Origin of the sequence: Flagellimonas aequoris (assembly GCF_003584165.1) — a bacterium.
GTDB lineage: Bacteria > Bacteroidota > Bacteroidia > Flavobacteriales > Flavobacteriaceae > Flagellimonas > Flagellimonas aequoris.
The window spans coordinates 480,123-504,093 of the sequence record NZ_QXFJ01000030.1 but is presented as its reverse complement, the minus strand read 5'-3'; the positions used below and the strand labels follow the sequence as shown (position 1 = coordinate 504,093).

Annotated in this window: 18 protein-coding genes; 13 read left to right on the top strand and 5 right to left on the bottom strand. The window is 44.3% G+C overall.

What is annotated here, in order from left to right; translation table 11 throughout:
- Window positions 1-720, top strand: a complete 720-nt coding sequence (locus D2U88_RS15705; protein WP_119641475.1) for a DUF5131 family protein — start codon at window positions 1-3, stop codon at window positions 718-720.
- Here D2U88_RS15705 and D2U88_RS15700 read toward each other — a convergent pair whose 3' ends face one another.
- Window positions 721-1,245: a hypothetical protein gene (locus D2U88_RS15700; RefSeq protein WP_119641474.1), complete on the bottom strand. Its 525-nt coding sequence runs from the start codon at window positions 1,243-1,245 to the stop codon at window positions 721-723.
- Between the two features lie 82 nt (window positions 1,246-1,327).
- On the opposite strand from D2U88_RS15700, the gene D2U88_RS15695 reads away from it, so the two are divergent.
- The 6 genes from D2U88_RS15695 (at window position 1,328) to D2U88_RS15670 (ending at window position 12,641) form a co-directional block, all read left to right on the top strand.
- The gene (locus D2U88_RS15695; RefSeq protein WP_119641473.1) at window positions 1,328-3,076 is read left to right on the top strand and encodes an APC family permease; all 1,749 of its coding nucleotides are present in this window, start codon (window positions 1,328-1,330) and stop codon (window positions 3,074-3,076) included.
- Between the two features lie 105 nt (window positions 3,077-3,181).
- On the top strand, window positions 3,182-6,043 hold the full coding sequence (gene uvrA, locus D2U88_RS15690; RefSeq protein WP_119641472.1) for an excinuclease ABC subunit UvrA: 2,862 nt from the start codon (window positions 3,182-3,184) through the stop codon (window positions 6,041-6,043).
- 18 nt (window positions 6,044-6,061) lie between these two features.
- Window positions 6,062-6,748, top strand: coding sequence for an LOG family protein (locus D2U88_RS15685; protein WP_119641471.1), 687 nt, complete (start codon window positions 6,062-6,064; stop codon window positions 6,746-6,748).
- Between the two features lie 98 nt (window positions 6,749-6,846).
- A complete protein-coding gene (locus tag D2U88_RS15680) occupies window positions 6,847-9,594 on the top strand; it encodes a gluzincin family metallopeptidase (RefSeq protein WP_313782377.1) in 2,748 nt (915 codons plus the stop codon).
- 158 nt (window positions 9,595-9,752) lie between these two features.
- On the top strand, window positions 9,753-12,164 hold the full coding sequence (locus D2U88_RS15675; RefSeq protein WP_119641470.1) for an alpha-ketoacid dehydrogenase subunit alpha/beta: 2,412 nt from the start codon (window positions 9,753-9,755) through the stop codon (window positions 12,162-12,164).
- A 99-nt stretch (window positions 12,165-12,263) separates the two neighbouring features.
- Complete coding sequence (locus D2U88_RS15670; RefSeq protein ID WP_119641469.1) at window positions 12,264-12,641, top strand: DoxX family protein; 378 nt, start codon at window positions 12,264-12,266, stop codon at window positions 12,639-12,641.
- Here the strand turns inward: D2U88_RS15670 and holA are convergent, their stop codons facing one another.
- Complete coding sequence (gene holA, locus D2U88_RS15665; RefSeq protein ID WP_119641468.1) at window positions 12,642-13,643, bottom strand: DNA polymerase III subunit delta; 1,002 nt, start codon at window positions 13,641-13,643, stop codon at window positions 12,642-12,644.
- A 27-nt stretch (window positions 13,644-13,670) separates the two neighbouring features.
- Here holA and D2U88_RS15660 point away from each other — a divergent pair, with 27 nt between their 5' ends.
- The 3 genes from D2U88_RS15660 (at window position 13,671) to D2U88_RS15650 (ending at window position 16,099) form a co-directional block, all read left to right on the top strand.
- Window positions 13,671-14,117, top strand: coding sequence for a type I restriction enzyme HsdR N-terminal domain-containing protein (locus D2U88_RS15660; RefSeq protein WP_119641467.1), 447 nt, complete (start codon window positions 13,671-13,673; stop codon window positions 14,115-14,117).
- Between the two features lie 12 nt (window positions 14,118-14,129).
- Window positions 14,130-15,131, top strand: coding sequence for a glycosyltransferase family 2 protein (locus D2U88_RS15655; protein ID WP_119641466.1), 1,002 nt, complete (start codon window positions 14,130-14,132; stop codon window positions 15,129-15,131).
- A 95-nt stretch (window positions 15,132-15,226) separates the two neighbouring features.
- Window positions 15,227-16,099 (top strand): OmpA/MotB family protein, encoded by an 873-nt coding sequence (locus tag D2U88_RS15650; RefSeq protein ID WP_119641465.1) that lies wholly within the window; start codon window positions 15,227-15,229, stop codon window positions 16,097-16,099.
- Between the two features lie 55 nt (window positions 16,100-16,154).
- Here the strand turns inward: D2U88_RS15650 and D2U88_RS15645 are convergent, their stop codons facing one another.
- Complete coding sequence (locus tag D2U88_RS15645; protein WP_119641853.1) at window positions 16,155-16,775, bottom strand: L-threonylcarbamoyladenylate synthase; 621 nt, start codon at window positions 16,773-16,775, stop codon at window positions 16,155-16,157.
- Window positions 16,776-16,996: 221 nt separating this feature from the next.
- On the opposite strand from D2U88_RS15645, the gene D2U88_RS15640 reads away from it, so the two are divergent.
- On the top strand, window positions 16,997-17,236 hold the full coding sequence (locus D2U88_RS15640) for a hypothetical protein (RefSeq protein WP_119641464.1): 240 nt from the start codon (window positions 16,997-16,999) through the stop codon (window positions 17,234-17,236).
- Window positions 17,237-17,260: 24 nt separating this feature from the next.
- On the opposite strand, the gene D2U88_RS15635 is transcribed toward D2U88_RS15640, so the two are convergent.
- Both D2U88_RS15635 and D2U88_RS15630 read right to left on the bottom strand, forming a co-directional pair.
- Window positions 17,261-19,480, bottom strand: coding sequence for an alpha/beta hydrolase (locus tag D2U88_RS15635; protein ID WP_119641463.1), 2,220 nt, complete (start codon window positions 19,478-19,480; stop codon window positions 17,261-17,263).
- A 148-nt stretch (window positions 19,481-19,628) separates the two neighbouring features.
- Entirely contained in the window at window positions 19,629-21,962 is a 2,334-nt protein-coding gene (locus tag D2U88_RS15630) for an ATP-dependent helicase (protein ID WP_119641462.1), read from the bottom strand.
- Window positions 21,963-22,102: 140 nt separating this feature from the next.
- Here D2U88_RS15630 and D2U88_RS15625 point away from each other — a divergent pair, with 140 nt between their 5' ends.
- Window positions 22,103-22,642 (top strand): DsrE family protein, encoded by a 540-nt coding sequence (locus tag D2U88_RS15625; protein WP_119641461.1) that lies wholly within the window; start codon window positions 22,103-22,105, stop codon window positions 22,640-22,642.
- 8 nt (window positions 22,643-22,650) lie between these two features.
- Window positions 22,651-23,934 carry an amidohydrolase gene (locus D2U88_RS15620; RefSeq protein ID WP_119641460.1) on the top strand — a complete coding sequence of 428 codons (1,284 nt, stop codon included), beginning with the start codon at window positions 22,651-22,653 and terminating at the stop codon, window positions 23,932-23,934.
- Window positions 23,935-23,971 lie beyond the last annotated feature (37 nt).

Genomic DNA, 23,971 nt, shown 5'->3' with positions numbered 1-23,971 from the left:
ATGGCCCAATCAAGTATCGAATGGACAGAAATGACATGGAACCCAACAACTGGTTGCACTAAAATCAGTCAGGGTTGTAAGTTCTGCTATGCTGAAGTAATGTCCAAAAGGCTTCAAGCCATGGGAATAGAAAAATATAAGGATAATTTTAAAGTGCGGATCCATGAATCGGAATTGAGTACTCCGTACTCATGGAAAAAACCAAAAATGGTTTTTGTAAACTCGATGAGCGATTTGTTCCACCCAGAAGTTCCTTTTTTCTTTATCCAAAAGGTTTTTGAAGTCATGAACGATAATCAACAACACATTTTTCAAGTTTTAACTAAAAGACATGACCGATTGTTGGAGTTACATGATAAACTCAATTGGACTCCAAATATATGGATGGGAGTGTCTGTTGAAAATCAAGAAGTTGAGTATCGCATTGATTATCTCAGAAAAACCAATGCGAAGGTTAAATTTCTATCCCTAGAACCCTTAATTGGACCTCTTCCTAATTTAAATCTCAAAGAGATTAGCTGGGTAATCGTTGGAGGCGAAAGCGGTAGGAAACCCAGGCCCATTAAAGTTGAATGGGTAAAAGACATAAAAAACCAATGTGAAAAAGTAAATGTTGCTTTCTTTTTCAAACAATGGGGCGGCACAAATAAGAAAAAAAGTGGTCGTTTACTTAACGGTCGAACATATGACCAAATGCCAAACTACAGGTTAATCGCTTAGCTACTTACTTTTCTCCCCCACAAAATAATCGCTCTTGCTTTTAAAAAGTACATTAAAACTGGTCAAGCTGCCATAAATACGGGTAATGTATTGCTGTAGGTCAATTTTTTCCTGGTCGTCCAGATTATTGCTGCTGTTGATTTTTTGTTCCATCACACGGATACGGTCGCGCACCATCACGATCTTATGAAAAAAAGTTTCTATGGGCATTTCCTTGTTCTGGGTGGCATCCCCGGGGTCCAAAATCAGTTTACCGCCTTTCCATTTATCCGCAATCGCCACTTTTTCGTGGGTATCGCTCCATTTTTCCAAAATCTGCACCAAGGAACGCTCAATATCAAAAAAGCTCACGGAATCCACCTCATCTTCTACCCCTTCGATGACTTCAAATTCGGAGTCCAAATCAATGGTCTCCAATCCGTTTTCCAAAAAAGTGACCCAATAATGCTTTGATGATACGTTCGTTACCACGCCTTTACCATATTCGGGGTGGTCAATACGGGAGCCGATGCCCAATAGTTTCATAAATCTGGTTTTTATCGCCCGTAAATTTAGAATTTTTACAACTTTACCCTACATTCGTTCATGCTTTTATAAGCCATCTTACATGGAACCACAAAAATTAAGGGTAAAACTCGGAGAGTTGGCCTCTACATCCATCAGTGGTAACGACATCAGTTCTTCTTGTCTGTACGTATCCGCATTGGCGGTGTTGCATGCCGGTCAATATGCTTGGATTTCCCTATTGATCGTAGGGGTTGTTCTATTTCTGTTCAGAAAAATTTATGGTGAAGTGGTAGGTGCCCTTCCCATGAACGGTGGCGCCTACAACGCCCTCTTGAACACCACAAGCAAAGGAATGGCGTCCTTGGCCGCTTCTTTAACGTTGTTGTCCTATATGGCCACCGCAGTGATTTCCGCCAATGAAGCCATGGCTTATCTGGGTACCTTGGTGCCCCAACTGCCCATTATTTTGGCCACCATTGGACTATTGGCCATTTTTATGGGATTGGTAATCATCGGGATTGGGGAATCCTCCAAAGTAGCCATTGCTATTTTCATCTTCCACTTGTCGTCGTTGATCTTATTGTCCTCATTTGCCGGAATGTACCTTTTTGAACACGGCCTAAAAGTATTCACGGACAACAATGCCTTGCCCGTAAAACATGGGGCGCTCCCCATGGCCCTATTCTTTGGTTTTTCTGCTGCGATGTTGGGTATCAGTGGGTTCGAAAGTTCTGCTAACTTTGTGGAGGAGCAGAAAAAAGGCGTTTTCCCAAAGACCTTGCGCAATATGTGGATCGTGGTGACCATTTTCAACCCATTGATCGCGTTCCTGGCCCTGGCGGTGTTACCCATTTCTGAGATAGAACACAACCGCGAAGCGTTGCTCTCCATAATGGGGAACCAAGTTAGCGGATCCTGGTTGTCCACTTTGGTTTCCGTGGATGCAGTGTTGGTGCTCAGTGGTGCGGTGCTTACTTCCTTTGTGGGTGTTTCGGGGCTTGTGGAACGGATTACCTTGGACCGCATTCTCCCCCCATTTCTTTTAAAACGAAACAAAAAAGGAAGCACCTATCGGATTGCCATTTTCTTTTTCTTGCTGTGTGTCTCCATATTATTGATCACGGAAGGGAATCTAGAAGCCTTGGCCGGGGTTTACACCATTGCCTTTTTGTCCGTAATGGCCTTATTCGGTATCGGGAATATTTTGTTGAAGGTGAGGCGAAAGAATCTGCCACGTCCTGAACGTTCCGGATGGTTGTCTTTGTTGGTAGCCATTGTAGCGGTTATTGTGGCTTTAGCAGGGAACATTATCCTTAACCCGGATTATCTGGCGGTATTCATGGAATATTTTGTCCCTACCATTGCTGTGGTCATGGTAATGTTGAACCGAACAGCTCTGCTCAAATTGCTTCTGCGCCTGATCCGATATTTTTTGGACCCCATCAACCGCTTTCTGGTACGGTCTTACAAAGGCATCAACCAGACCATCAACAGGATCAACGACCAGGAATTCGTGTATTTCACAAAAAAAGATGATGTGGCCTTGTTGAACAAGGTGTTATTGTACATCCGCAACAACGAGCACACCCGAAAACTGAAGATCGTGTCCGTTTTCCCCGAAGGGGAAGAGGCCACCAAAAGTTTTGTGTCCGACCTTGATGTGCTGGACAGGGAATACCCTGAAATCAAGATAGAATACATCCAATTGCATGGGAAATTCACACCACAATTGATCAAAAAACTATCAGTGGAATGGAACATCCCCATCAATTTCATGTTTATCGGAAGTCCCAGCGATAAGTTCCCCTATCCATTGCAGGAACTGGGGGGCGTACGTTTAATCATTTGATGGGAAAAGCAGCTATTTAGACGCTTTCTATAAACTAATAACGAAAAGCAAACCTCCTTCTTTTTTACGTGCCAAATCGCTACTTTTGAAGCTTTGCTATGATTTATGGTCAACTACGAAGAACATATTGAGGTCAAGGGGGCCCGGGTCCACAACCTGAAAAATATCGATGTCACCATTCCGCGTGAAAAACTCGTAGTGATCACCGGACTTTCGGGTAGTGGAAAATCATCGTTGGCGTTCGACACCATCTATGCAGAAGGCCAACGACGCTACATTGAAACTTTTTCTGCCTACGCCCGACAATTTTTAGGTGGACTGGAAAGACCCGATGTGGACAAGATCGATGGACTCTCCCCCGTGATTGCCATTGAACAGAAAACCACCTCCAAATCTCCACGATCCACTGTGGGCACCATAACAGAGGTATACGATTTTCTGCGTCTGTTATTTGCCCGTGCTGGGGACGCGTACAGCTACAACACAGGAGAAAAGATGGTAAGTTATAGCGATGAGCAGATCAAGGATTTGATCATCTCCTCGTACCTGGATAAGAAAATCAATGTATTGGCCCCGGTGATCAAATCCAGAAAGGGGCATTATCGCGAGCTTTTTGAGCAAATTGCTAAGCAAGGTTTTGTGAAAGTGAGGGTCGACGGTGAGATCATGGACATCACCAAGGGTATGAAAGTGGACCGTTACAAGACCCACGATATTGAAATTGTCATCGACCGTTTAAAAGTTTCCGATACCGAGGATTTCCATAAACGCCTGGCTGAAACGATCAATACGGCCATGTACAGTGGTGAAAACGTATTGATGGTTTTGGAGGAAGGGGAAACCGTCCCACGATATTTCAGTAGGGATTTGATGTGTCCTTCCACGGGCATCTCCTATCCTACTCCAGAACCGAACACTTTTTCATTCAACTCCCCAAAAGGCATGTGCCCCGAGTGCAGCGGATTGGGGCATGTGTACGAAGTGAACGAGCAAAAAATCATTCCCAACAGAAAACTATCCATAAAAGCCGGAGGATTGGCCCCATTGGGCGAATACAAAAAATCTTGGGCCTTCAAGCAGCTCGAAACCATTGCACAGCGGTATAATTTTGACCTTTCGGATGCCATTGAAAAGATTCCTGCAGAAGCCATGGACGTTATTTTGAACGGCGGTAAGGAAAGCTTTGAGGTCGACTCCAAATCTTTGGGAGTCAAACGACAATATAAAATTGATTACGAGGGCATTTCCAACTTCATCCGAACCCAGTTTGAAGAAGCCAATTCCACTTCCATAAAACGATGGGCCAAGGATTATATGGATAAAGTGGACTGTCCAAGCTGCCATGGTGCCAGACTAAGGCAGGAGTCCCTTTATTTTAAAATCGGGGAAAAGAACATTGCCGAGTTGGCCCATATGGACATCACCGAATTGGCCGAGTTCTTCCAAAAATTAGAGGACACATTGGAAGGCGATCAAAAAATCATAGCCGAGGAAATCATTAAGGAAATTAAGGCACGCATTGGGTTTCTATTGGATGTAGGATTGGATTATCTGTCGTTGGGCAGAAGTTCCAAATCCCTATCCGGGGGTGAGGCCCAGCGCATCCGATTAGCGACCCAGATAGGTTCACAATTGGTCGGGGTACTTTATATTTTGGATGAACCGAGTATTGGTTTGCATCAGCGAGACAATGAACGCTTGATCCACTCTTTGGAATCGCTTCGAGATATTGGCAACTCCGTAATTGTGGTGGAACACGATCGGGATATGATCGAACGTGCCGACCACGTCATTGATATAGGTCCAAGAGCGGGAAAACATGGTGGAGAAATCATTTCCGAAGGCAGTCCGCAAGAATTAAAAGACCATCATACCTTGACCGCGCAATACATTACCGGAGAACTGGAAATCCCTGTTCCAAGTGAAAGAAGAAAAGGAACCGGCAAAAAAATTGTGCTTTCGGGATGTACAGGCAATAATTTGAAAGATGTAACGGTGGAGTTCCCTTTAGGAAAACTTATCGGGGTTACGGGTGTATCGGGAAGTGGCAAATCCACTTTGGTGAACGAGACCCTCTACCCCATCATGAACGCGCACTACTTCAACGGGGTCAAAAAACCCATGCCTTATAAAAAAATAAAAGGATTGGAACATATCGACAAGGTCATCGACATCAACCAATCCCCTATCGGAAGAACACCTCGATCCAACCCAGCCACCTACACAGGCGTTTTTAGTGAGATCCGCACGTTATTTGCCAAAACTACCGAAGCCACCATTCGAGGCTATAAACCGGGACGGTTTAGCTTCAACGTGGCCGGAGGACGATGCGAAACCTGCCAAGGAGGCGGTCTTAAAGTCATCGAGATGAACTTTTTACCGGATGTGTATGTAGAATGCGAGACTTGCAACGGCAAGCGTTTCAACCGGGAAACCTTGGAAATCCGATATAAGGGCAAATCCATTGCCGATGTGCTGGAAATGACCATCAACGAAGCAGTCGATTTCTTCGAAAACATTCCCAAAATCCACCGTAAATTGAAAACAATAAAAGATGTGGGATTGGGTTATATATCATTGGGGCAACAGTCCACTACCCTTTCCGGGGGCGAGGCGCAACGGGTAAAATTGGCCACTGAGCTATCCAAGCGCGATACCGGAAATACATTTTACATCCTCGACGAACCGACTACCGGGCTGCACTTTGAAGATATCAGGGTGTTGATGGAAGTGCTCGACCAATTAGTGGACAAAGGCAACACCATTTTGGTGATCGAACACAATATGGATGTGATCAAAATGGTGGACCATATCATCGATATTGGATACGAGGGAGGCCGAGGGGGTGGTATGGTCGTGGCCACAGGCACTCCAGAGGAAGTGGCCAAGGACAAAAAAAGCTACACGGCCAAGTTTTTGAAAAAAGAACTGGAGAACACTAAACAAAAGATTGCACGGGCAGTTTAAAAAGATATCATTATGCAAATGCGAAAAGAGCAGCATTCCAAAGGCTGGAACGAGATAAAGACCAATGATTCCTGGGCCATTTTCAAGATTATGGGCGAATTCGTAAATGGATTCGAAAAAATGAGCGTCATCGGCCCATGTGTTTCCATATTTGGATCGGCGCGGGTAAGACCGGGCAACAAGTATTATGACCTGGCGGTAAACATCTCTAAACGGATTTCCGAAGCCGGGTATGGAATCATCACTGGCGGTGGCCCCGGAATCATGGAAGCCGGGAACCGGGGTGCCAATCTCGCAGGAGGAACATCAGTGGGGTTGAACATCGACCTTCCGTTCGAGCAACACGACAATCCCTACATCGATGATGACAAAAGCTTGGACTTCGACTATTTCTTTGTCCGAAAAGTCATGTTCGTGAAATATTCACAAGGGTTTGTGGTCATGCCGGGAGGTTTTGGCACCTTGGATGAACTTTTTGAGGCGATTACCTTGATCCAAACCCACAAAATCCACACGTTTCCCATTATTTTGGTGGGCACGGATTTTTGGAAGGGCTTGATCGATTGGATCAAGAATACCATGCTTGAGGCCGGGAATATCAGTCCTAGGGATTTGGATCTGATTAAACTGGTGGATACCGAAGATGAAGTGGTAGAAATCATAGACGCCTTTTATAAGGGCCGAACCCTAAGTCCGAACTTTTAATCCTTCCCATGTTGAAGAGCCATCGAGTCCATTTGCGGTTTGCTTTGCTCCTTTCCCTTTTGTGCGCCTCACTTTGGGGGCAGCATAAAAATGAAATCGTGGCAACCCTTGATGGGCCGAGTAATCAGATCAGGATCCGGCAGAAGTTCACCTATGTGAACCATTCCACCAGTGGACTCTCTTCCCTTTATTTCAACGATTGGAACCATGCCTATTCCAACAAGAATACGGCTTTGGCCAAACGTTTTGCGGAAGAATTTAATCGCGGGCTCCATTTGGCCAAGGACCGTGAAAGGGGGCATACAACCATTATGTCCATCGTGGACCAGAACTATACAGGGTTGAATTGGGAAAGGGTTGGCAACCGTGATTTAATTGCCATTACCCTAAACGACATCTTGCGCCCTGGGGAATCGGTGGAACTGTTCCTGACCTACACGATCAAATTGCCCAATGCGAAGTTTACTGCATATGGTGCCGTGGACGGTGGCGGATACAACCTTAAGGACTGGTACCTATCCCCTGCTGTTTTTGATGGGTATTGGCGCCTTTATGACAACAAAGGCCTTGATGACCTTTACACCGATGTTACCGAAACTTCTATCAATTTTACATTTCCGGAACACCTCTTTTTAGCTTCCAATTTCAGGCATTCCACTGTTTCCAATTTCCCAGGGGGACAGCATACCCAATTGTTTGGAAACCAAAGAAAAAACTGTGAGATCATCCTTTCGCCCCAAAAAACTTTCACAAAGCACGTTACCAAGGCACTAACGGTCACCACGGATATAGAATCGAACAAATATGATGAGATATCGCAAGGGATTTCCATCAACAAGGTGGCCGACTTTTTAGAAGAAAATTTGGGGAAATACCCGCATGAAAATTTATTGGTCAGCGAGTTTGATTACAACAAATCTCCATTGTATGGAATCGGACAGCTGCCTTCCTTCATACGGCCCTATGAGGAGCAGTTCCAGTTTGAAATGAAATTCCTGAAAACGGCCGTTCGCAGTTATTTAAAGGAAACCCTTTACCTGGATCCACGCCAAGAGCGATGGGTAAACGATGCCATAGGATATTACCTTATGATCCACTATGTGGAAGATTATTATCCCGACCAAAAATTGGCCGGTAAGCTCTCTAAAATATGGGGCATTAAGAATTTCCATTTCGCCCAAATGGACTTTAATGAACAGTATGCCCTTTTCAGTATGGTTTCAGTGCGAAAAAACATCGACCAGGCACTGACTACCAGTAATGATTCCTTGATCAAGTTCAACGAAAAAATTGCTAACGGTTACAAGGCCGGATTGGGCATGTCCTATCTCTCCAACTATCTTGGGGAACACCAAGTGGATAGCAGCATTATCGATTTTTATAAAAACTTCAAGCTGAGGCAACATGTTTCTGCCCTGGATTTTGAAAGCACGATCAAGGCGCATGCGAAAAAGGACATCGATTGGTTTTTTGATGAATATGTCTCCACGGACAAGAAAATTGATTTCAAGATCAAAAAAATTGAAAAGACCGATGACTCTATTTCCTTAACAATAAAGAACAAACGGGGCACCAATGTTCCCATATCCCTTTTTGGGCTGCAGAAAGACTCCGTCATTTCGCACTACTGGTTCACGGGCATTGATTCCACCAAGACCGTGACCCTCCCCAGGAACGGCGAAGACCGAATGGTGCTCAATTACGATCAAAAGATACCGGAATTTAACCAACGGGATAACTGGAAGACCTTGAACGGTTTTCTATCCAGCAACAAGAAGCTGAAATTCCAATTTTTCAAGGACACCGAAGATCCTTATTACAATCAAATTTTCTATGTGCCCATTGTAAACTTCAATATTTATGATGGTATCACCCCCGGTTTGCGACTCTACAACAAAACGTTCTTGGAGCGGCAGTTTTTATATGATATTTCACCAACCTACTCCTTTTTGGAGCACACCTTGGTAGGAAAAGCGGGGTTCAGGTATCGGAAATACCATAAGAAAACGGGATTGTACGTTACTGATTTTTCTTTTTCCGGTTCCACATCGCATTTTCAGGAAAATTCCCGTTTCTCTACCTTAACCCCCGCCGTGACTTTTGGCTGGCGGCCAAATGATCTATTGTCCAACAGAAGGCAATATTTGATGTTCCGTTACCGAAATGTCTTCCGAAACGTTGATCCTACCCTTGAAAACCAAATTGACACAGATCCCAACTATGGGGTGATGAATGCCCGTTTCACGGACGTGGACAACAATATCCTGAATTACCTTTCTTGGTCTTTGGATGCCCAACATTCCAATGATTTTTCCAAGCTGGCCTTTGAAATGGAGTATCGAAAACTCTTTCAGAGCAACAGACAGTTGAACCTACGCTTCTACGCCGGTAAATTTTTAAGGAACAATACGGCATCCGACTTTTTCAGCTTTGCATTGGACCGACCCACGGATTATATGTTCGACCTGGCCTATTTGGGAAGATCGGAAAGTTCCGGATTGTATAGCCAACAGATCATTATCGCCGAAGGCGGTTTCAAATCCAAATTGGAAAACCCATTCGCCAACGATTGGATCGCCACTACCAATGCAAGCGCCAACATCTGGAGGTGGGTGGAAGCTTATGGGGATATCGGCTTTCTTAAAAGCAAGGGAAGCGACGCCCGTTTTGTATATGATTCGGGGATACGGTTAAATTTGGTAACCGATTATTTTGAGCTGTACTTTCCTGTCTATTCCAATCGGGGGTGGGAAATTGGCCAGGACGATTATGGCCAACGCATTCGTTTTATTGTCACTATAAGCCCCAAGACCCTTATTGGTCTATTTACCCGAAAATGGTTTTAATTTGATGATTTCACAAAACCAAAGTTTTAAAACGATGTTTTTTTGATGAATTTGTTTTAAAAACCATGTAACATTATCAAATTGTTATTTTATTAACGTGTGGTGTTATTGCTGATTTGATTGTATTTTAGTAATTTCGCAGAAATCGACATTAGCCCATGAAACCCGACCCGAGTACCAGCAACGATATTTCCTTTGACGATTTTAAATCGCAGATCCTTCAGGATTATGAAATAGCCGTTACCAGTAGGGAATGTAGTTTGTTGGGCAGGCGCGAAGTACTCTCCGGAAAGGCCAAATTTGGCATTTTTGGCGATGGCAAGGAACTCCCACAACTGGCCATGGCCCGGGCATTCCAAGATGGGGATTTCAGAAGTGGTTACTATCGGGACCAGACCTTTATGATGGCCTTGGGTTATTTGAGTCCCAAGGAGTTTTTCCATGGACTTTATGCCACTACCGATATCAATAAAGATCCCATGAGTGCCGGTAGACAAATGGGAGGTCACTTTGTGACCCACAGTCTGAACGAGGATGGTACGTGGAAAGATCTCACCAAACAAAAAAATAGCAGTGCGGATATTTCTTGCACGGCAGGACAAATGCCACGCCTAGTGGGCTTGGCACAAGCCTCAAAAATATATCGAAACGTAAAGGAAATAGACCAGACCAATTTTTCCAACAATGGAAATGAAGTGGCTTGGGGCACCATCGGTAACGCAAGTACCAGCGAAGGTCATTTTTTTGAAGCCGTAAACGCTGCCGGGGTCATGCAGATCCCTATGGTTATTTGCATCTGGGACGATGATTACGGTATTTCCGTTCCTTCCGAGTATCATACCACAAAGGGCAATATCTCCGAAGCGTTGAGTGGCTTGCAACGCGATGAGGAACACAAGGGATATGAAATCCTGAAAGTGAAGGGATGGGACTATACCGCTTTGATACATGCTTTTGAGAATGCTTCAGATATTGCACGGGAAGAACATGTTCCCGTGATGATCCATGTGACGGAACTTACCCAGCCGCAAGGACACTCCACCTCCGGTTCCCATGAGCGCTATAAATCTGCGGAAAGACTTGAATGGGAAAGGGAACACGATTGCAACAAACAATTTAGGGAATGGATTCTGGAAAATGGCATTTGTTCCGAAGAGGACCTGAAAAAGCTAGATCGCGAGATCAAGCACAAAGTCCGCACGGCCAAAAAGGAAGCGTGGTCCGAGTTCCTTCAACCCCACTTGGAAGCCAAAAAACAACTGGTCCAGTTATTGGATCAAGTCGCTGCAAAAAGTCCGAATAGGGCATTCATCACCAAAATAAAGAACGACCTTATAGCCATTGAAGAGCCCCTGAAAAAGGATTTGGCATCCAAATCCAGACATGCACTTCGGTATCTACTGGGGGAAAACGGCCCGGAAAAGAACCAATTGCAACAATGGGTTGCCAACTTTTTGGACACCAATGAACCCAAATACAGTTCTCACCTGTACAGTGAACTGGGCAACAAGGCCACTAATATTGCAGCCGTGCCTCCCACCTACCCCAACAATACCGAAGAAGTGGACGGGCGCATCATCCTTCGGGACAATTTTGATGCCCTCTTTGAAAAATATCCCGAAGCTTTGGTTTTTGGGGAAGATACTGGTAATATCGGGGATGTGAACCAAGGGCTTGAAGGGCTACAGAAAAAATTCGGCAAATTCAGAGTTTCCGACACAGGTATCCGGGAGACTACCATTATTGGCCAAGGGATTGGAATGGCACTTCGCGGGCTCCGCCCTATTGCAGAGATCCAATATTTGGATTACATCCTGTATGCCATTCAAACATTGAGCGATGATCTTGCTACCTTGATGTACCGAACCGTAGGCAAACAAAAGGCCCCATTGATCGTACGCACTAGAGGGCATCGACTGGAAGGCATTTGGCATTCAGGATCTCCCATGGGTGGATTGATCCATCTGCTTCGGGGCATGTACATTCTTGCCCCTAGGAACATGACACAGGCAGCCGGTTTTTACAATACCCTGTTGAAGAGCGATGAACCTGCATTGATCATAGAAAGCCTTAATGGTTATCGTTTAAAAGAGAAATTACCTTCCAATCTGGGCGATTTCTGCACCCCCATTGGTAAGGTAGAGACCCTGAAGGAAGGTACCGATATCACCTTGCTTTCGTATGGTTCCACACTACGGATTGTTGAAAAAGTGGCCCAAGAACTTCTTGAAGTAGGCATTGATGCCGAAGTTATAGATGCCCAATCGCTGTTACCTTTTGACTTGGAGCACGATGTGGTCAAAAGCCTCCAAAAGACGAACAGACTATTGGTAATAGATGAGGATGTTCCTGGAGGATGTTCGGCTTACTTGTTACAGGAAATAGTGGAAAAACAAGAAGGTTACAAATATTTGGACAGCGCTCCCCAAACGTTGACCTCCAAGGCACATCGACCCGCATATGCGACAGATGGGGATTATTTTTCCAAACCGAATGCCGAGGACATTTTTGAGAAAATCTATGAAATCATGCATGAAGTAGACCCAAAATCCTTCCCTCCGTTAAGATGAATTTGTGGAGATGCATCAATCGAAAAGCTCTTTTCGTGAAGTAATGTTGCATTTTTTGAAACATTATTAATATTTTCACGTCAACTAAATCCCCCATGAATGAAAAATAACACACTTATACACCTTGGACTGGCATTGTTGAGAATTATTCCTTCCGCGTTCATGCTGACCCACGGTTATCCCAAACTTATGAACTTGATCAATGGCAATACCGAATTTGCCAATCCTTTCGGTATAGGCCAAGCACCAACCTTATTTTTGGCCGTGGTGGGTGAATTTATCTGTCCTCTTTTGATGATTATTGGGTTTAAGACCCGTTGGGCAGCTATACCGACCGCCATCACCATGTTTGTGGCCGGTTTTATCATCCATGGAGCGGATCCTTTCGGCAGAAAGGAAATGGCCCTTCTTTATCTGGCTATTTTTGTAGTAATCATGCTTTTAGGTCCCGGCAAATACAGTGTGGACAAAAAATAATCACACGATTTGCACCAATAGTTCCTTAAGTAGATCAGCTTGAGCCATATTGTTGGCCCCTACCCCTTTGCTTTTAAGGTCTAAGTCCCTAAGATTGGAAATAATACCGCTTACTCTTTTCATGGGATAGTTTTTCGCAGCCACGGTAAACTCGCTTACAAAATACGGGTTGACTCCCAACACTTTAGCTACGTTGCCCGGGGAGTGATCACTCAATCCATGGTATTGTAGCAACTGTGTAAAAAAAGTATTCAATAGGGTGATGGTAACCACAAAAGGATTGTCTTTTGGATTTTGCGCAAAGTAATCGATAATACGCGAGGCTTTCTTCACATCGCGTTCACCAATGGCCTTCTTCAGTTCAAAATTGTTGAAGTCCTTGCTTATTCCGATATGCTCTTCGATAATACTTGCGGTAATTTCAGTGCTTTGAGGCACTACTAACGAAAGCTTATCCAACTCATTACTTATTTTGCTGAGGTCCGTGCCCAAAAACTCCACCAAAAGCACACAGGATTTAGGGGAGATTTTATATCCCTTTCCACTCAAAGTCCTACGGATCCAATCCGCTACCTGGTTTTCATACAGTTTGTTGCTTTCAAAAAGTTCCCCGGATTTTTGGATGGCCTTGTACAGCTTTTTCCTTTTGTCCAGCTTTTTATACTTATAGCAAATAACCAAGATAGTTGTCGGTTGGGGATTTTCAGCATAAGAGATTAGGTTCTCTATGGTTCTTGAAAGGTGTTGGGCTTCTTTCACGATCACCACTTGGTGTTCCGCCATCATAGGAAAGCGTTTGGCATTGGCCACCACATCTTCCACAGTGGTATCCTTTCCATAGAGCACCATTTGGTTAAACCCCTTTTCATCCTCGGTAAGGACGTTTTCAGCAATATATTGGGAGATTTTATCAATGTAATAGGGCTCTTCCCCCATTAAAAAATAAATAGGCTTGGGATTTCCCTTATTGATTTCCGCCACAATTTCCTTTACTCTTTCCATTCCAAAAAAAATCGTCAATTTTGTCCAATGCAGCCATTGAACTTTCCCAAATATTCGTTTCGAATCAAAAATAGCCAAAATAGACAGTACATTTTTGATGGTATCCGTAAAAAATTTGTGGTACTGCAACCTGAAGAATGGGTACGGCAGCACCTGCTTCATTTTTTGATTTTCACTAAGAATTTCCCCAAAAGCATGGTCAATGTGGAAAAACAATTAACGGTCAATTCCCTGAAAAAACGCTACGATGTAGTTGTTTTCAATCCAGATGGATCCATTTTTCTCTTGGTGGAATGCAAGGCACCCGAAATCAAGATAGACCAAAGTACCTTTGATCAGATTGCTCGCTACAATTACCAACTGAAGGCCAATTATCTTTTGGTGACCAACGGTTTGGAACATTATTGTTGCGAAATGGATCATGAGCATGAAAAATATAGGTTTTTGGAGGATATTCCTGATTTTAGCCGTTAATTTGCCTCCGTTTTGAAAATCGCCGTAGTCATACTCAATTGGAATGGGGAAGCCCTTTTGGAGCGGTTCCTCCCTTCGGTCATGGAGCATTCCAAAGGAGCGGATATTTATGTGGTGGACAATGCCAGCACCGATGGTTCCTTGGATTTTTTAAAACAACACTATCCATCCATTGGTGTGGTGCAAAATGATGTCAACGGTGGTTTTGCCAAAGGCTACAACGATGGATTAAAACACATTGAAGCCGACCTGTTCTGCCTTTTGAACTCCGATGTAGAAGTGACTGAAAATTGGCTGGGACCTATCATCAAGGCCTTTGATGAAATTCCGGAAGCGGCCATCATACAACCCAAAATATTGGACCTGAAACAAAAGGACCATTTTGAATATGCCGGTGCAGCAGGTGGTTTTATTGATATGTTGGGATACCCTTTTTGCAGAGGGCGCATTTTTCAATCCATTGAAAAGGACGAAGGGCAGTACGATGACATCAAAGAAGTATTTTGGGCTACTGGGGCGTGCATGTTCATCAAAAGCGAGGTGTTTCGATCGTTGAACGGTTTTGATGAGGACTATTTTGCCCATCAGGAAGAAATCGATCTCTGTTGGCGGGCCAAAAATGCCGGGCATAAGGTGTTTTATGTGGGGCAAAGCAGTGTGTACCATTTGGGAGGTTCCACCCTATCGAACATGAATCCCAAGAAAACCTTCCTCAATTTTAGGAATTCCCTGTTTTCCATCACCAAAAATCTTCCCCGGAAAAAAGCTTGGCCCATTGTCCTTATCCGATTGCTATTGGATGGCATTGCGGCACTCCGTTTCGTTTTTCAATTGAAATTCGACCATTGCTTTGCCATTCTCAAGGCACATTTGAGTTTTTATGCTAACTTTAGCAAAATGTACAAAAAACGGGAAAAAGCTAATTTTTTATTAAAGTACTACCCGGTGACATCCATAGTTTGGTCTTACTTCGTACATCATATAAAGAATTTTAACATTTTAGTAAAAGATTAACGAAGCCGAAATATAGGACCCTTGGTTTTTCTATAATTTTGGTGTAGTTTTTTTACATTGATTAATCTAACAATCCTTAAATTATACTCTGAACTATGAAAAAAGTTTTTCTAGGAACATTGGCAATGTCAGTTCTTTTAACGTCTTGTGTATCGCAGAAGAAATATGCAGAACTGGAGGCCAAACAAAAAGAAACCCAAGATTTATTGAACTCTGCAACCGTTAAACTGAACGATTGTTTGGAAGACAAAGCCACTGCAGATTCCAAATTGAAAACCCTCGAAGACCAAAATGCCTTTTTGAAAGCCAACAACCAAGAGCTTATCAACAACATGGGCAATTTGACCACCCTTACCACCAAAGGTGCTGAAAACCTTGAAAAATCCTTGGAAAGTCTTCGTGAAAAAGACCTTACCATCAGAAAACTTCAAGATGCCGTTACCCGTAGGGATTCAGTTAACCTTGCTTTGGTACAAAGCTTGAAAGGTGTGCTTGGAAACCTGGATGACGAGGACATCGAAGTAAGTGTTGAAAAAGGTGTGGTATTCGTTTCCATCTCTGACAAATTGTTGTTCAGAAGTGGAAGCTACAACGTAACAAATGCTGCCAAAGAGGTGTTGGGCAAAGTAGCCAAAGTGGTGAACAACAAACCTGACTTCGAATTTATGGTGGAAGGACATACTGACAACGTACCTTACAGAAGCGGAGTGCTTTTGGATAACTGGGACTTGAGTGCTAAAAGAGCAACAGCTGTTGTGAGGATCCTACAAAATGATTTTGGTGTAGATCCTGCCAGAATGACCGCTGCCGGACGTAGCTACTACGTACCACTTGTGAGCAACGACACTTCTGCCAACAGGGCCAAAAACAGAAGGACCCGTATCGTGGTGCTTCCAAAAATCGATCAGTTTTATAACATGATTGAAGAGGGCATGAAAGATCCTGCCATTGGCGGTACCGGTAAATAAGAATATCGGTTCAATGAAAAATAAGAAGCGGCCTGTTTAGGCCGCTTTTTTTATTTTATAAAATATCAAGACTCCCCTTTCCTTCCCGCACCACAACAGGTTCTCCTTCTGACAGATCAATGACCGTGGAGGCCACATTATCGCCATATCCCCCATCGATGACCACGTCGACCAAGTTCTGCCATTTTTCATAAATGAGTTCTGGGTCCGTGGTGTATTCCAGGATATCATCGTCATCACGAATGGAAGTGGAAACAATTGGGTTGCCCAATTCTGCCACCAAGGCTCTGGCAATATTGTTGTCGGGCACCCTAATACCCACCGTTTTCTTTTTCTTGAAATCCTTTGGAAGGTTATTGTTTCCCGGCAAGATAAAGGTATAGGGGCCTGGAAGGGTACGTTTCAATATCTTGAAAGTGGATGAATCTATTTGCCGAACATAATCCGATAAATTACTCAAATCTGCGCAAACAAAGGACCAGTTCGCCTTTTCCAACTTAACCCCCTTAATTCTGGCCAAACGTTCCAATGCCTTGGTATTGGTAATATCACACCCCAAACCGTATACGGTGTCCGTAGGGTAAATAACCAATCCACCCTTTCTGAGCACGTTCACCACCTTCTCCACCTGCCGGGGATTCGGGTTCTCTTCATAAAGTTTAATTAACTCTGCCATCTTCTTGATCAAAGGATAGATAAATACTTTCCAACAAGCCAAGTTACTAAAGAATAAGATGACATCTAAGCAAACGGGGGCAATTCAATTGATATATGTTCCAATCGGAATAATGCACATCCATAATTTACAGTGAAATCAACCAAATAGAAACTTACGATGGCGAAACCATTTACCTCCTCTAAGGAAATGATAGCATCTATCAAAACAGGTTTTATCGCTTGAATGCCTATCGCCTCAAGAACGGCTATCTTGAAGAGACCCCCGCATTCCCTAACAATGAATCTTCCATTGCCATCAATAGTTTGTTAGACTCTTCCAAAATGGGACCACCTTCCCATTTCAAAATAGAGATGAACGGTTTAAGGATTATGTTCCATGACCAGTTGGATACTTCCAATGTTGAAAACATCCTTGCATTCGACGGTAAAAAATACGTTCCGGAAAAAGAGCATCGCTGAATTTGGGCCAATACCAAATTTATATTACGGTTTCAGATAAAAACCCAAATCGTCCAGAACAACAATCCCCAACGAATCCTTATCAAACACAAGTTTAATACTCTTTAGCTTGTCCAAATGAAGACTGTCATTCTGCGCCTTAAACAATGAAAGGGGCAGGTAACAGCTTTTTAATTGGATTTCCGAATCCTGCCCTATCATCTCCTTGTCCAAAAACTTGAACTTGGTAAACTTGGATTTAATGGTTTTGGGCAGATTGTTCGTCGCACCTAAATCTACGGTAGCAGTCCTTTCCAAACTATCAATAAGCACAACACTAAAATTAAAACCATGGTCAGGAGCCTCTTCCTTTTTCTCCTTATCAGATTTGTTCTTCAATTCGGCAAAATTGCCCAATGCCAAAGAAAGCGCCAGGGTGTCAGCAGTCTCAAAATTCTTGAGCGAATCCGGTAGAATGATAGTGTAGCTCGCTATGGAATCGGCAATGGACTTCTTCCCATAACGCCAACCCAACACCAGAGCATTATTTTGCTGACTTCCACCATCCCGAGACTTTAATTGCTCTTCTCTCCAAACCTTGAAATTTTTAGCTTGGATCTGAATTCCATCTTTGGATGAGGCTACATCCATATCCTCTTCAAAATCCACCAATATCTTTTTGGAAGTATCCTCATATTGGGATAAATAATCTTCTTTGGGCAACCATTCCCTTGCCAGTTCCGAATTCTTGAAAATGGGGACATAGGCTTTGTTCCCCTTCAAAACAGCTTCTACAAAGGCACTTGCATACACCTTGGCCACTTGCCGTTGTTCCTTGCCTGTAACCAAAGGTTTCAAATTCAACAACCATTCCATGGGAGCCCCAAAGTCAGATCGACCCCATGTGGAATTGAACTGGCCATGATTGGCGTGGTTCATATACAGACCTGCTTTGAAGCCATTAAATCCTTCCGAGAATTTTAATCGATGGTAGGGTCGCATACCCCAAAAACTGGTTTCATCGGAATCCCAAGCCCCTTGAAGGGACAGATAGTTGATGTTCTCCAAGTCCATTTCCCTATCATATCGGTAATCCGTAGGGGCAATGGTGACCACCCCTTTTATCCCGAAACCGAAATCAAACTCTTCCTTGGCATCGTCCGGAAATCGGCTCAGTTTATTGAAAGCCGCAGCAATGGAAACCGCTTCTCCACCTCGGGAATGACCGATCAAAACAATGTTGTCCATATCTACTTTACCCTTCAGCTCGGCATTGCCTCCCTTGTTCCATTGTTCCCACTGCTCCAAATGTTTGAGCAACAACCAGCCACGTACCGGCATTTCCTTTCCCCTAAAATCCCCTGACCAGTGTGCGTTGACAAAGTTTTCATCCACAGAAACCACAATGGCACCCCTACTTGCCAAAAGTTCACCCAAATAAGCGTACCCTGCATCGGAATAATCGATCATGCTGTGGTTGCCATGCACCACCAGTACCAAAGGGAAGGGTCCTTCACCCATGGGCATGTAAACCCTTCCATTCAGAGGGAATTCTTTTACCCCAAATCCCCAGAACTTTTCGCGCCACTTTTTCTTTTTCCCCTTCCAATCCGGAAGCAACAAAGAAGCATCCACAGAAGGTGTCTTTATTTTTACCCCTTCGGCATATTCGGGCCGTTTTTGGTCCGTTCCACTGCCGTAAGTAAAGGTTTCTACCTCATAAGCACCTGTAGAGGAAGGATTGTCCAATCCCTTTTCGGCCAACGTGGTCACTGCTACTTCGGATTCTTGCCCTTCGGTTTCTTTACTGAAAGGATCCCCATCCAACGTTGAAAAGCCATATGCACCGACCGCAGCTAAAACCAAAGCCCCAATTATCATTACGGCACCCCACTTGACACTGGTCTTCGCAAGGATTTTCCATATTCCCCAGATCAACAACCCGCAACAGATCAATCCGAAAACAGCAAGGGCATAAAATAAAGAAGCAGGCCACCGAAAGGCATACATCCGCATAAGGTACAGGGCTACAAAGCCGGTTAAAAGTGTAGCATAGACCGAAGCTGGAATCTTCCCTAGAAAGGGTATTAGTTTGGAAAAAATAATCCTTAATAGGAACAAGAGCAGTGTTCCAATGAGCAGCCCTATCAACATGGTGACCCAAGCGGGATATCCGATTTCAAAATAATATCCGGAAATCCCGAAAAGAAGCAATAACAAAAGGGCTACGGAAAGAAATAAGGGTTGGGCAAACAGTTTTTTCATGAGGTTGGTCAGTTGGTTTAAATACAAAGTAGCTTTGAATTTAAACAATTTTTATCACCTCCTGATAGAACGAATACCATTTTGGGACATTGACAACACAACCGAGCGTTGATCAACAGAAAAACGTAGAAATACCCTGATATTTATTTTATGCGTTATCCAGCACTTCCAATTTGGCGAAACGCAGGAGCAGTTTTTTGATGCCTCCATTATCAAAATGGATTTCTGCCTTTCTATCGTTTCCGGCACCTTCAATGCTGAGCACCTTTCCCCTACCAAACCGGGTATGGTTTACCAGGGCACCCACCACCAAGCCTGGGTCTACTGTATTGGTGTTTTCCACAGGGGAACCTAAATCTGGTTTTAACTTTCTCAGCTTTCTGAGCTGGTTCTCATTGGGACCTTGAACACTTGGGGGAGTCCCATTAATGGGTTTAATTTGGCGTAGCTTGCTCTTGTCCACCTCTCCAAAGATATCGGCATTGATCATGGACTTGTATCGATACCCGTCATTGACGGGCACTAGGTTGTCCACGTACTTTTCATCAATCTCCTCCAAAAATCTACTAGGCTCGGCATCAATAAGTTTTCCCCATCGATATCGATTTTGGGTATAGGTGAGATAGGCCTGCTTTTCTGCCCGGGTCAAAGCTACATAGAACAACCTGCGCTCTTCTTCCAGTTCGCTGCGGGTATTCATGCTCATGGCTGATGGAAAGAGATCTTCTTCCATGCCCACTACATACACGAATGGAAACTCCAGTCCCTTGGCCAGGTGAATGGTCATGAGGGCCACACGGTCATCATCCCCTACCTCTTTGTCCATATCGGTGGCCAAGGCCACATCTTCCAAAAACTCGGTAAGACTTCCTGTGGCATCGGCCAATTCTTTCTGACCTTCCACAAAATCCTTGATTCCGTTTAAAAGTTCCTCGATGTTCTCCATACGGGCAATCCCTTCGGGGGTACCATCTTTTTTGAACTCGAGCAACAATCCGGTCTTTTTGGCCACATGTTCCGCTAGCGTGAAAGCATCGGAACCTTCGTTCATGATCTGGAAACTCTTGATCATGGTCACAAAATCTTCCAACTTTCGTTTGGTGCCTGCATTGATGTTCAAGTTGAGCTTGTCCAGATGTTCCATCACCTCAAAAATGGAACGACCGTAATGGTTGGCGGCCACAATCAACTTGTCAATAGTGCTCTGCCCGATCCCCCGTGCCGGAAAATTGATGATACGCTTCAGCGCCTCCTCATCTTTTGGGTTGATGACCATTCTTAAATAGGCCAATACATCCTTGATTTCCTTTCTTTGATAGAAGGAAAGTCCGCCATAGATACGATAGGGAATATCGCGTTTGCGCAGAGCGTCCTCAATGGCCCTGGACTGGGAATTGGTACGGTATAAGACTGCAAAATCCCCATTCTGCATTTGGTGTTGCATCTTGTTCTCAAAAATGGAACCTGCCACATACCTGCCTTCCTCTGCATCGGTCGGGCTGCGGTGTATTTTGATCAAACCCCCATCGTCATTGGAGGTCCAGACGTTTTTCTCTAGCTGGTTTTTATTGTTAGCGATGATGGAATTTGCGGCGTTCACGATATTCTTGGTCGAACGATAGTTCTGCTCCAAACGATACACGGCCACATCATCATAATCCCTTTGAAAATTGAGGATATTGCTGATGTTCGCCCCACGGAAGGAATAGATACTCTGGGCATCGTCCCCTACAACACAGATGTTCTGATAACGGTCGCTCAACGCCTTTACAATCAAATACTGGGAATGGTTGGTATCTTGGTACTCATCCACCAAAATGTATCGGAATCTATCCTGATACTTCATCAAAACCTCTGGGAAACGCGTCAAAAGTTCATTGGTACGCAATAACAGATCATCAAAATCCATGGCACCTGCCTTAAAACAGCGGTCCACATAATTTTGATAGATCTCGCCCATTCGGGGTCGCTTTGCCATAGCATCCGCCTCCACCAATTCCGGATTCTGGAAGTATGCCTTTACCGTGATCAAGCTGTTTTTATAAGATGAGATACGGCTCTGGATCTGTTTGTATTTGTAGATGTCCTTGTCGAGCCCCATCTCCTTGATGATCGAAGCGATCAATCGTTGGGAATCCTGGGTGTCGTAAATGGTGAAGTTGCTAGGGAAACCAAGTTTGTCCCCATCAAAACGGAGCAATTTCGCAAATACGGAGTGAAAGGTCCCCATCCAAAGGTTTTTGGCTTCCGAGTTCCCAACAATCGTGGCAATCCGCTTCTTCATTTCACGCGCCGCCTTGTTGGTAAAGGTCAGGGCCAGAATGTTAAAGGAGTCCACTCCCTGTTCCATCAAATGGGCAATACGGTAGGTCAGTACCCGGGTCTTGCCCGAGCCCGCTCCGGCAATTACCATCAATGGACCATCCTTGTGCAGTACAGGGGCACGTTGCGCATCGTTCAATTCATCCAAAAAAGTACTCAAAAGGTCTGCTCTTTAAAAAGTAGGGGTGAAATTAGCCAATAATGGAGACCTGCTAAAATCATAGTTTCAATTTTTATAAACACTGGCATCGGAAATCAATACATTTTTAAATATATTTAAGCCCTCAACTTATATCGCTGATGAATTTTCACCATTCTCCTCTATTCCTCTTATTTCTTTTTTGTTTTTTAGGAATTTCACAAGAAAAAAGTACGGGTCCCGTTATTGCCGATTACGGCCCTGTTTTCAAAATTGAAAACCCCGATTTTAAAACGGATATGTCCCAGGAGTTCAAGGTTGTTTTTGATGTAATGGACAGCCCAGAATCGCATACCGAGCTCAACAAAAAGCTGGAGACGGCCGCCCGTTTCCTTAACTTACATGCACAAGCTGGCATTCCTGTTTCACAACTTAAAGTGGCCGTCATCGTGCACAATGCGGCTTCCAAGGACATTACCCATGATGAAGCCTACAAGACCCGTTTTGGAGTGCCCAATCCAAATTCAGGCATGGTCCAAGCCCTGCTAGATGCCGGAGTGGAAATCATATACTGTGGTCAGTCCTCTATGGCAAGAAATTTCCCCAAGGAAGATTTGATTTCAGGGGTAAAGATTGCCCTGTCCGCTATGACTGCCAACATCCAATTGCAAAACCAAGGATACCGTCCTATTAAATTATAACCAACATGATGAAGTACGTTTTAACGCTTGCTCTGTTTTCTGCAAGCTTATCGATTTATGCCCAGCACGGGTTGGAAAAAGACATTGCCGCCGTTGAATCCAAAGTGATTGAATGGAGACGTGACATACATGAACATCCTGAACTTAGTAACAGGGAATTTAAAACAGCAGAGAAAATTGCAGAACATTTAAAATCCCTTGGGATTGAGGTCCAGACCGGCGTTGCCCATACCGGTGTGGTCGGGTTGTTGAAAGGTAAGAAACCAGGAAAAGTGGTCGCCCTTCGTGCCGATATCGATGCTTTACCCGTTACCGAGCGTAACGACCTCCCCTTCAAGTCCAATGTTACATCGGAATACTTGGGTCAGGAAGTTGGGGTAATGCATGCCTGTGGACACGACACCCATATTGCCATTTTGATGGGGGTGGCCGAAGTGCTTGCCAAGAACACGGATAAAATACGAGGGACAGTGAAGTTCATCTTCCAACCTGCTGAGGAAGGTGCGCCTCCAGGGGAAGAAGGTGGTGCCGAGCTGATGGTAAAAGAAGGTGTACTGGACAACCCGAAAGTGGATGCCATTTACGGACTACATATCGGTTCCTATCTTCCTGTGGGGCAAATTGCCTATAAACCAGGGGGCGCCTTGGCCGCTGCACAGCGCTTTGTAGTGACCATCAAAGGAAAACAAACCCATGGTTCCGCTCCTTGGGGTGGAATCGACCCTATTTATGTGGCTTCCAAAATTGTGGATGGCTACCAGTCCATCATCAGTCGTGAGTTGGAATTGACCAAAGAAGCTGCCGTCATTACCGTGGGTAAGATCAGTGGTGGTGTCCGAAACAATATCATCCCCGAAAGTGCCGAACTTATTGGGACCATCCGAACGTTGGACTATGACATGCAAAAACAGGTGAATGATCGAATGAAGGAAATGGCAGCAGACATTGCCAAAGCCTACCGGGCCGAAGCAACTGTGGAAATCGCCAAAGGCGTGCCGATCACCTACAACGATGTGGACCTGACCGAAAAATCCCTACCAAGCCTGCAACAAGTGGCCGGGGCGGAAAACGTCCATTTGATCAAGGCCATCACCGGAGCCGAGGATTTTTCATTCTATCAGGAAAAAATACCTGGGTTCTTTTTCATCTTGGGAGGAAAAGATCCTAAATCTGGGCCAGATGAGTATTTTCCACATCATACCCCCGATTTCAAAATTGATGATAGCGGGCTCTTACTCGGTGTAAAAGCCATGACCGAAATTGCTTTGGATTATTTGGATAGAAGCAAATAATCTTTGCTAATCCTATAAATCAATCCCCGATGTCCTC

Bases quoted from the DNA above. Each gene is read 5' to 3' on its own strand.
- D2U88_RS15650 (WP_119641465.1), top strand. From the start codon at position 15,227: ATGAAAAAAGTTTTTCTAGGAACATTGGCAATGTCAGTTCTTTTAACG.
- D2U88_RS15670 (WP_119641469.1), top strand. From the start codon at position 12,264: ATGAAAAATAACACACTTATACACCTTGGACTGGCATTGTTGAGAATT.
- D2U88_RS15705 (WP_119641475.1), top strand. From the start codon at position 1: ATGGCCCAATCAAGTATCGAATGGACAGAAATGACATGGAACCCAACA.
- uvrA (WP_119641472.1), top strand. From the start codon at position 3,182: ATGGTCAACTACGAAGAACATATTGAGGTCAAGGGGGCCCGGGTCCAC.
- D2U88_RS15700 (WP_119641474.1), bottom strand. From the start codon at position 1,245: ATGAAACTATTGGGCATCGGCTCCCGTATTGACCACCCCGAATATGGT.
- D2U88_RS15620 (WP_119641460.1), top strand. From the start codon at position 22,651: ATGAAGTACGTTTTAACGCTTGCTCTGTTTTCTGCAAGCTTATCGATT.
- D2U88_RS15695 (WP_119641473.1), top strand. From the start codon at position 1,328: ATGGAACCACAAAAATTAAGGGTAAAACTCGGAGAGTTGGCCTCTACA.
- D2U88_RS15675 (WP_119641470.1), top strand. From the start codon at position 9,753: ATGAAACCCGACCCGAGTACCAGCAACGATATTTCCTTTGACGATTTT.
- D2U88_RS15635 (WP_119641463.1), bottom strand. From the start codon at position 19,480: ATGAAAAAACTGTTTGCCCAACCCTTATTTCTTTCCGTAGCCCTTTTG.
- holA (WP_119641468.1), bottom strand. From the start codon at position 13,643: ATGGAAAGAGTAAAGGAAATTGTGGCGGAAATCAATAAGGGAAATCCC.
- D2U88_RS15625 (WP_119641461.1), top strand. From the start codon at position 22,103: ATGAATTTTCACCATTCTCCTCTATTCCTCTTATTTCTTTTTTGTTTT.
- D2U88_RS15685 (WP_119641471.1), top strand. From the start codon at position 6,062: ATGCGAAAAGAGCAGCATTCCAAAGGCTGGAACGAGATAAAGACCAAT.
- D2U88_RS15645 (WP_119641853.1), bottom strand. From the start codon at position 16,775: ATGGCAGAGTTAATTAAACTTTATGAAGAGAACCCGAATCCCCGGCAG.
- D2U88_RS15660 (WP_119641467.1), top strand. From the start codon at position 13,671: ATGCAGCCATTGAACTTTCCCAAATATTCGTTTCGAATCAAAAATAGC.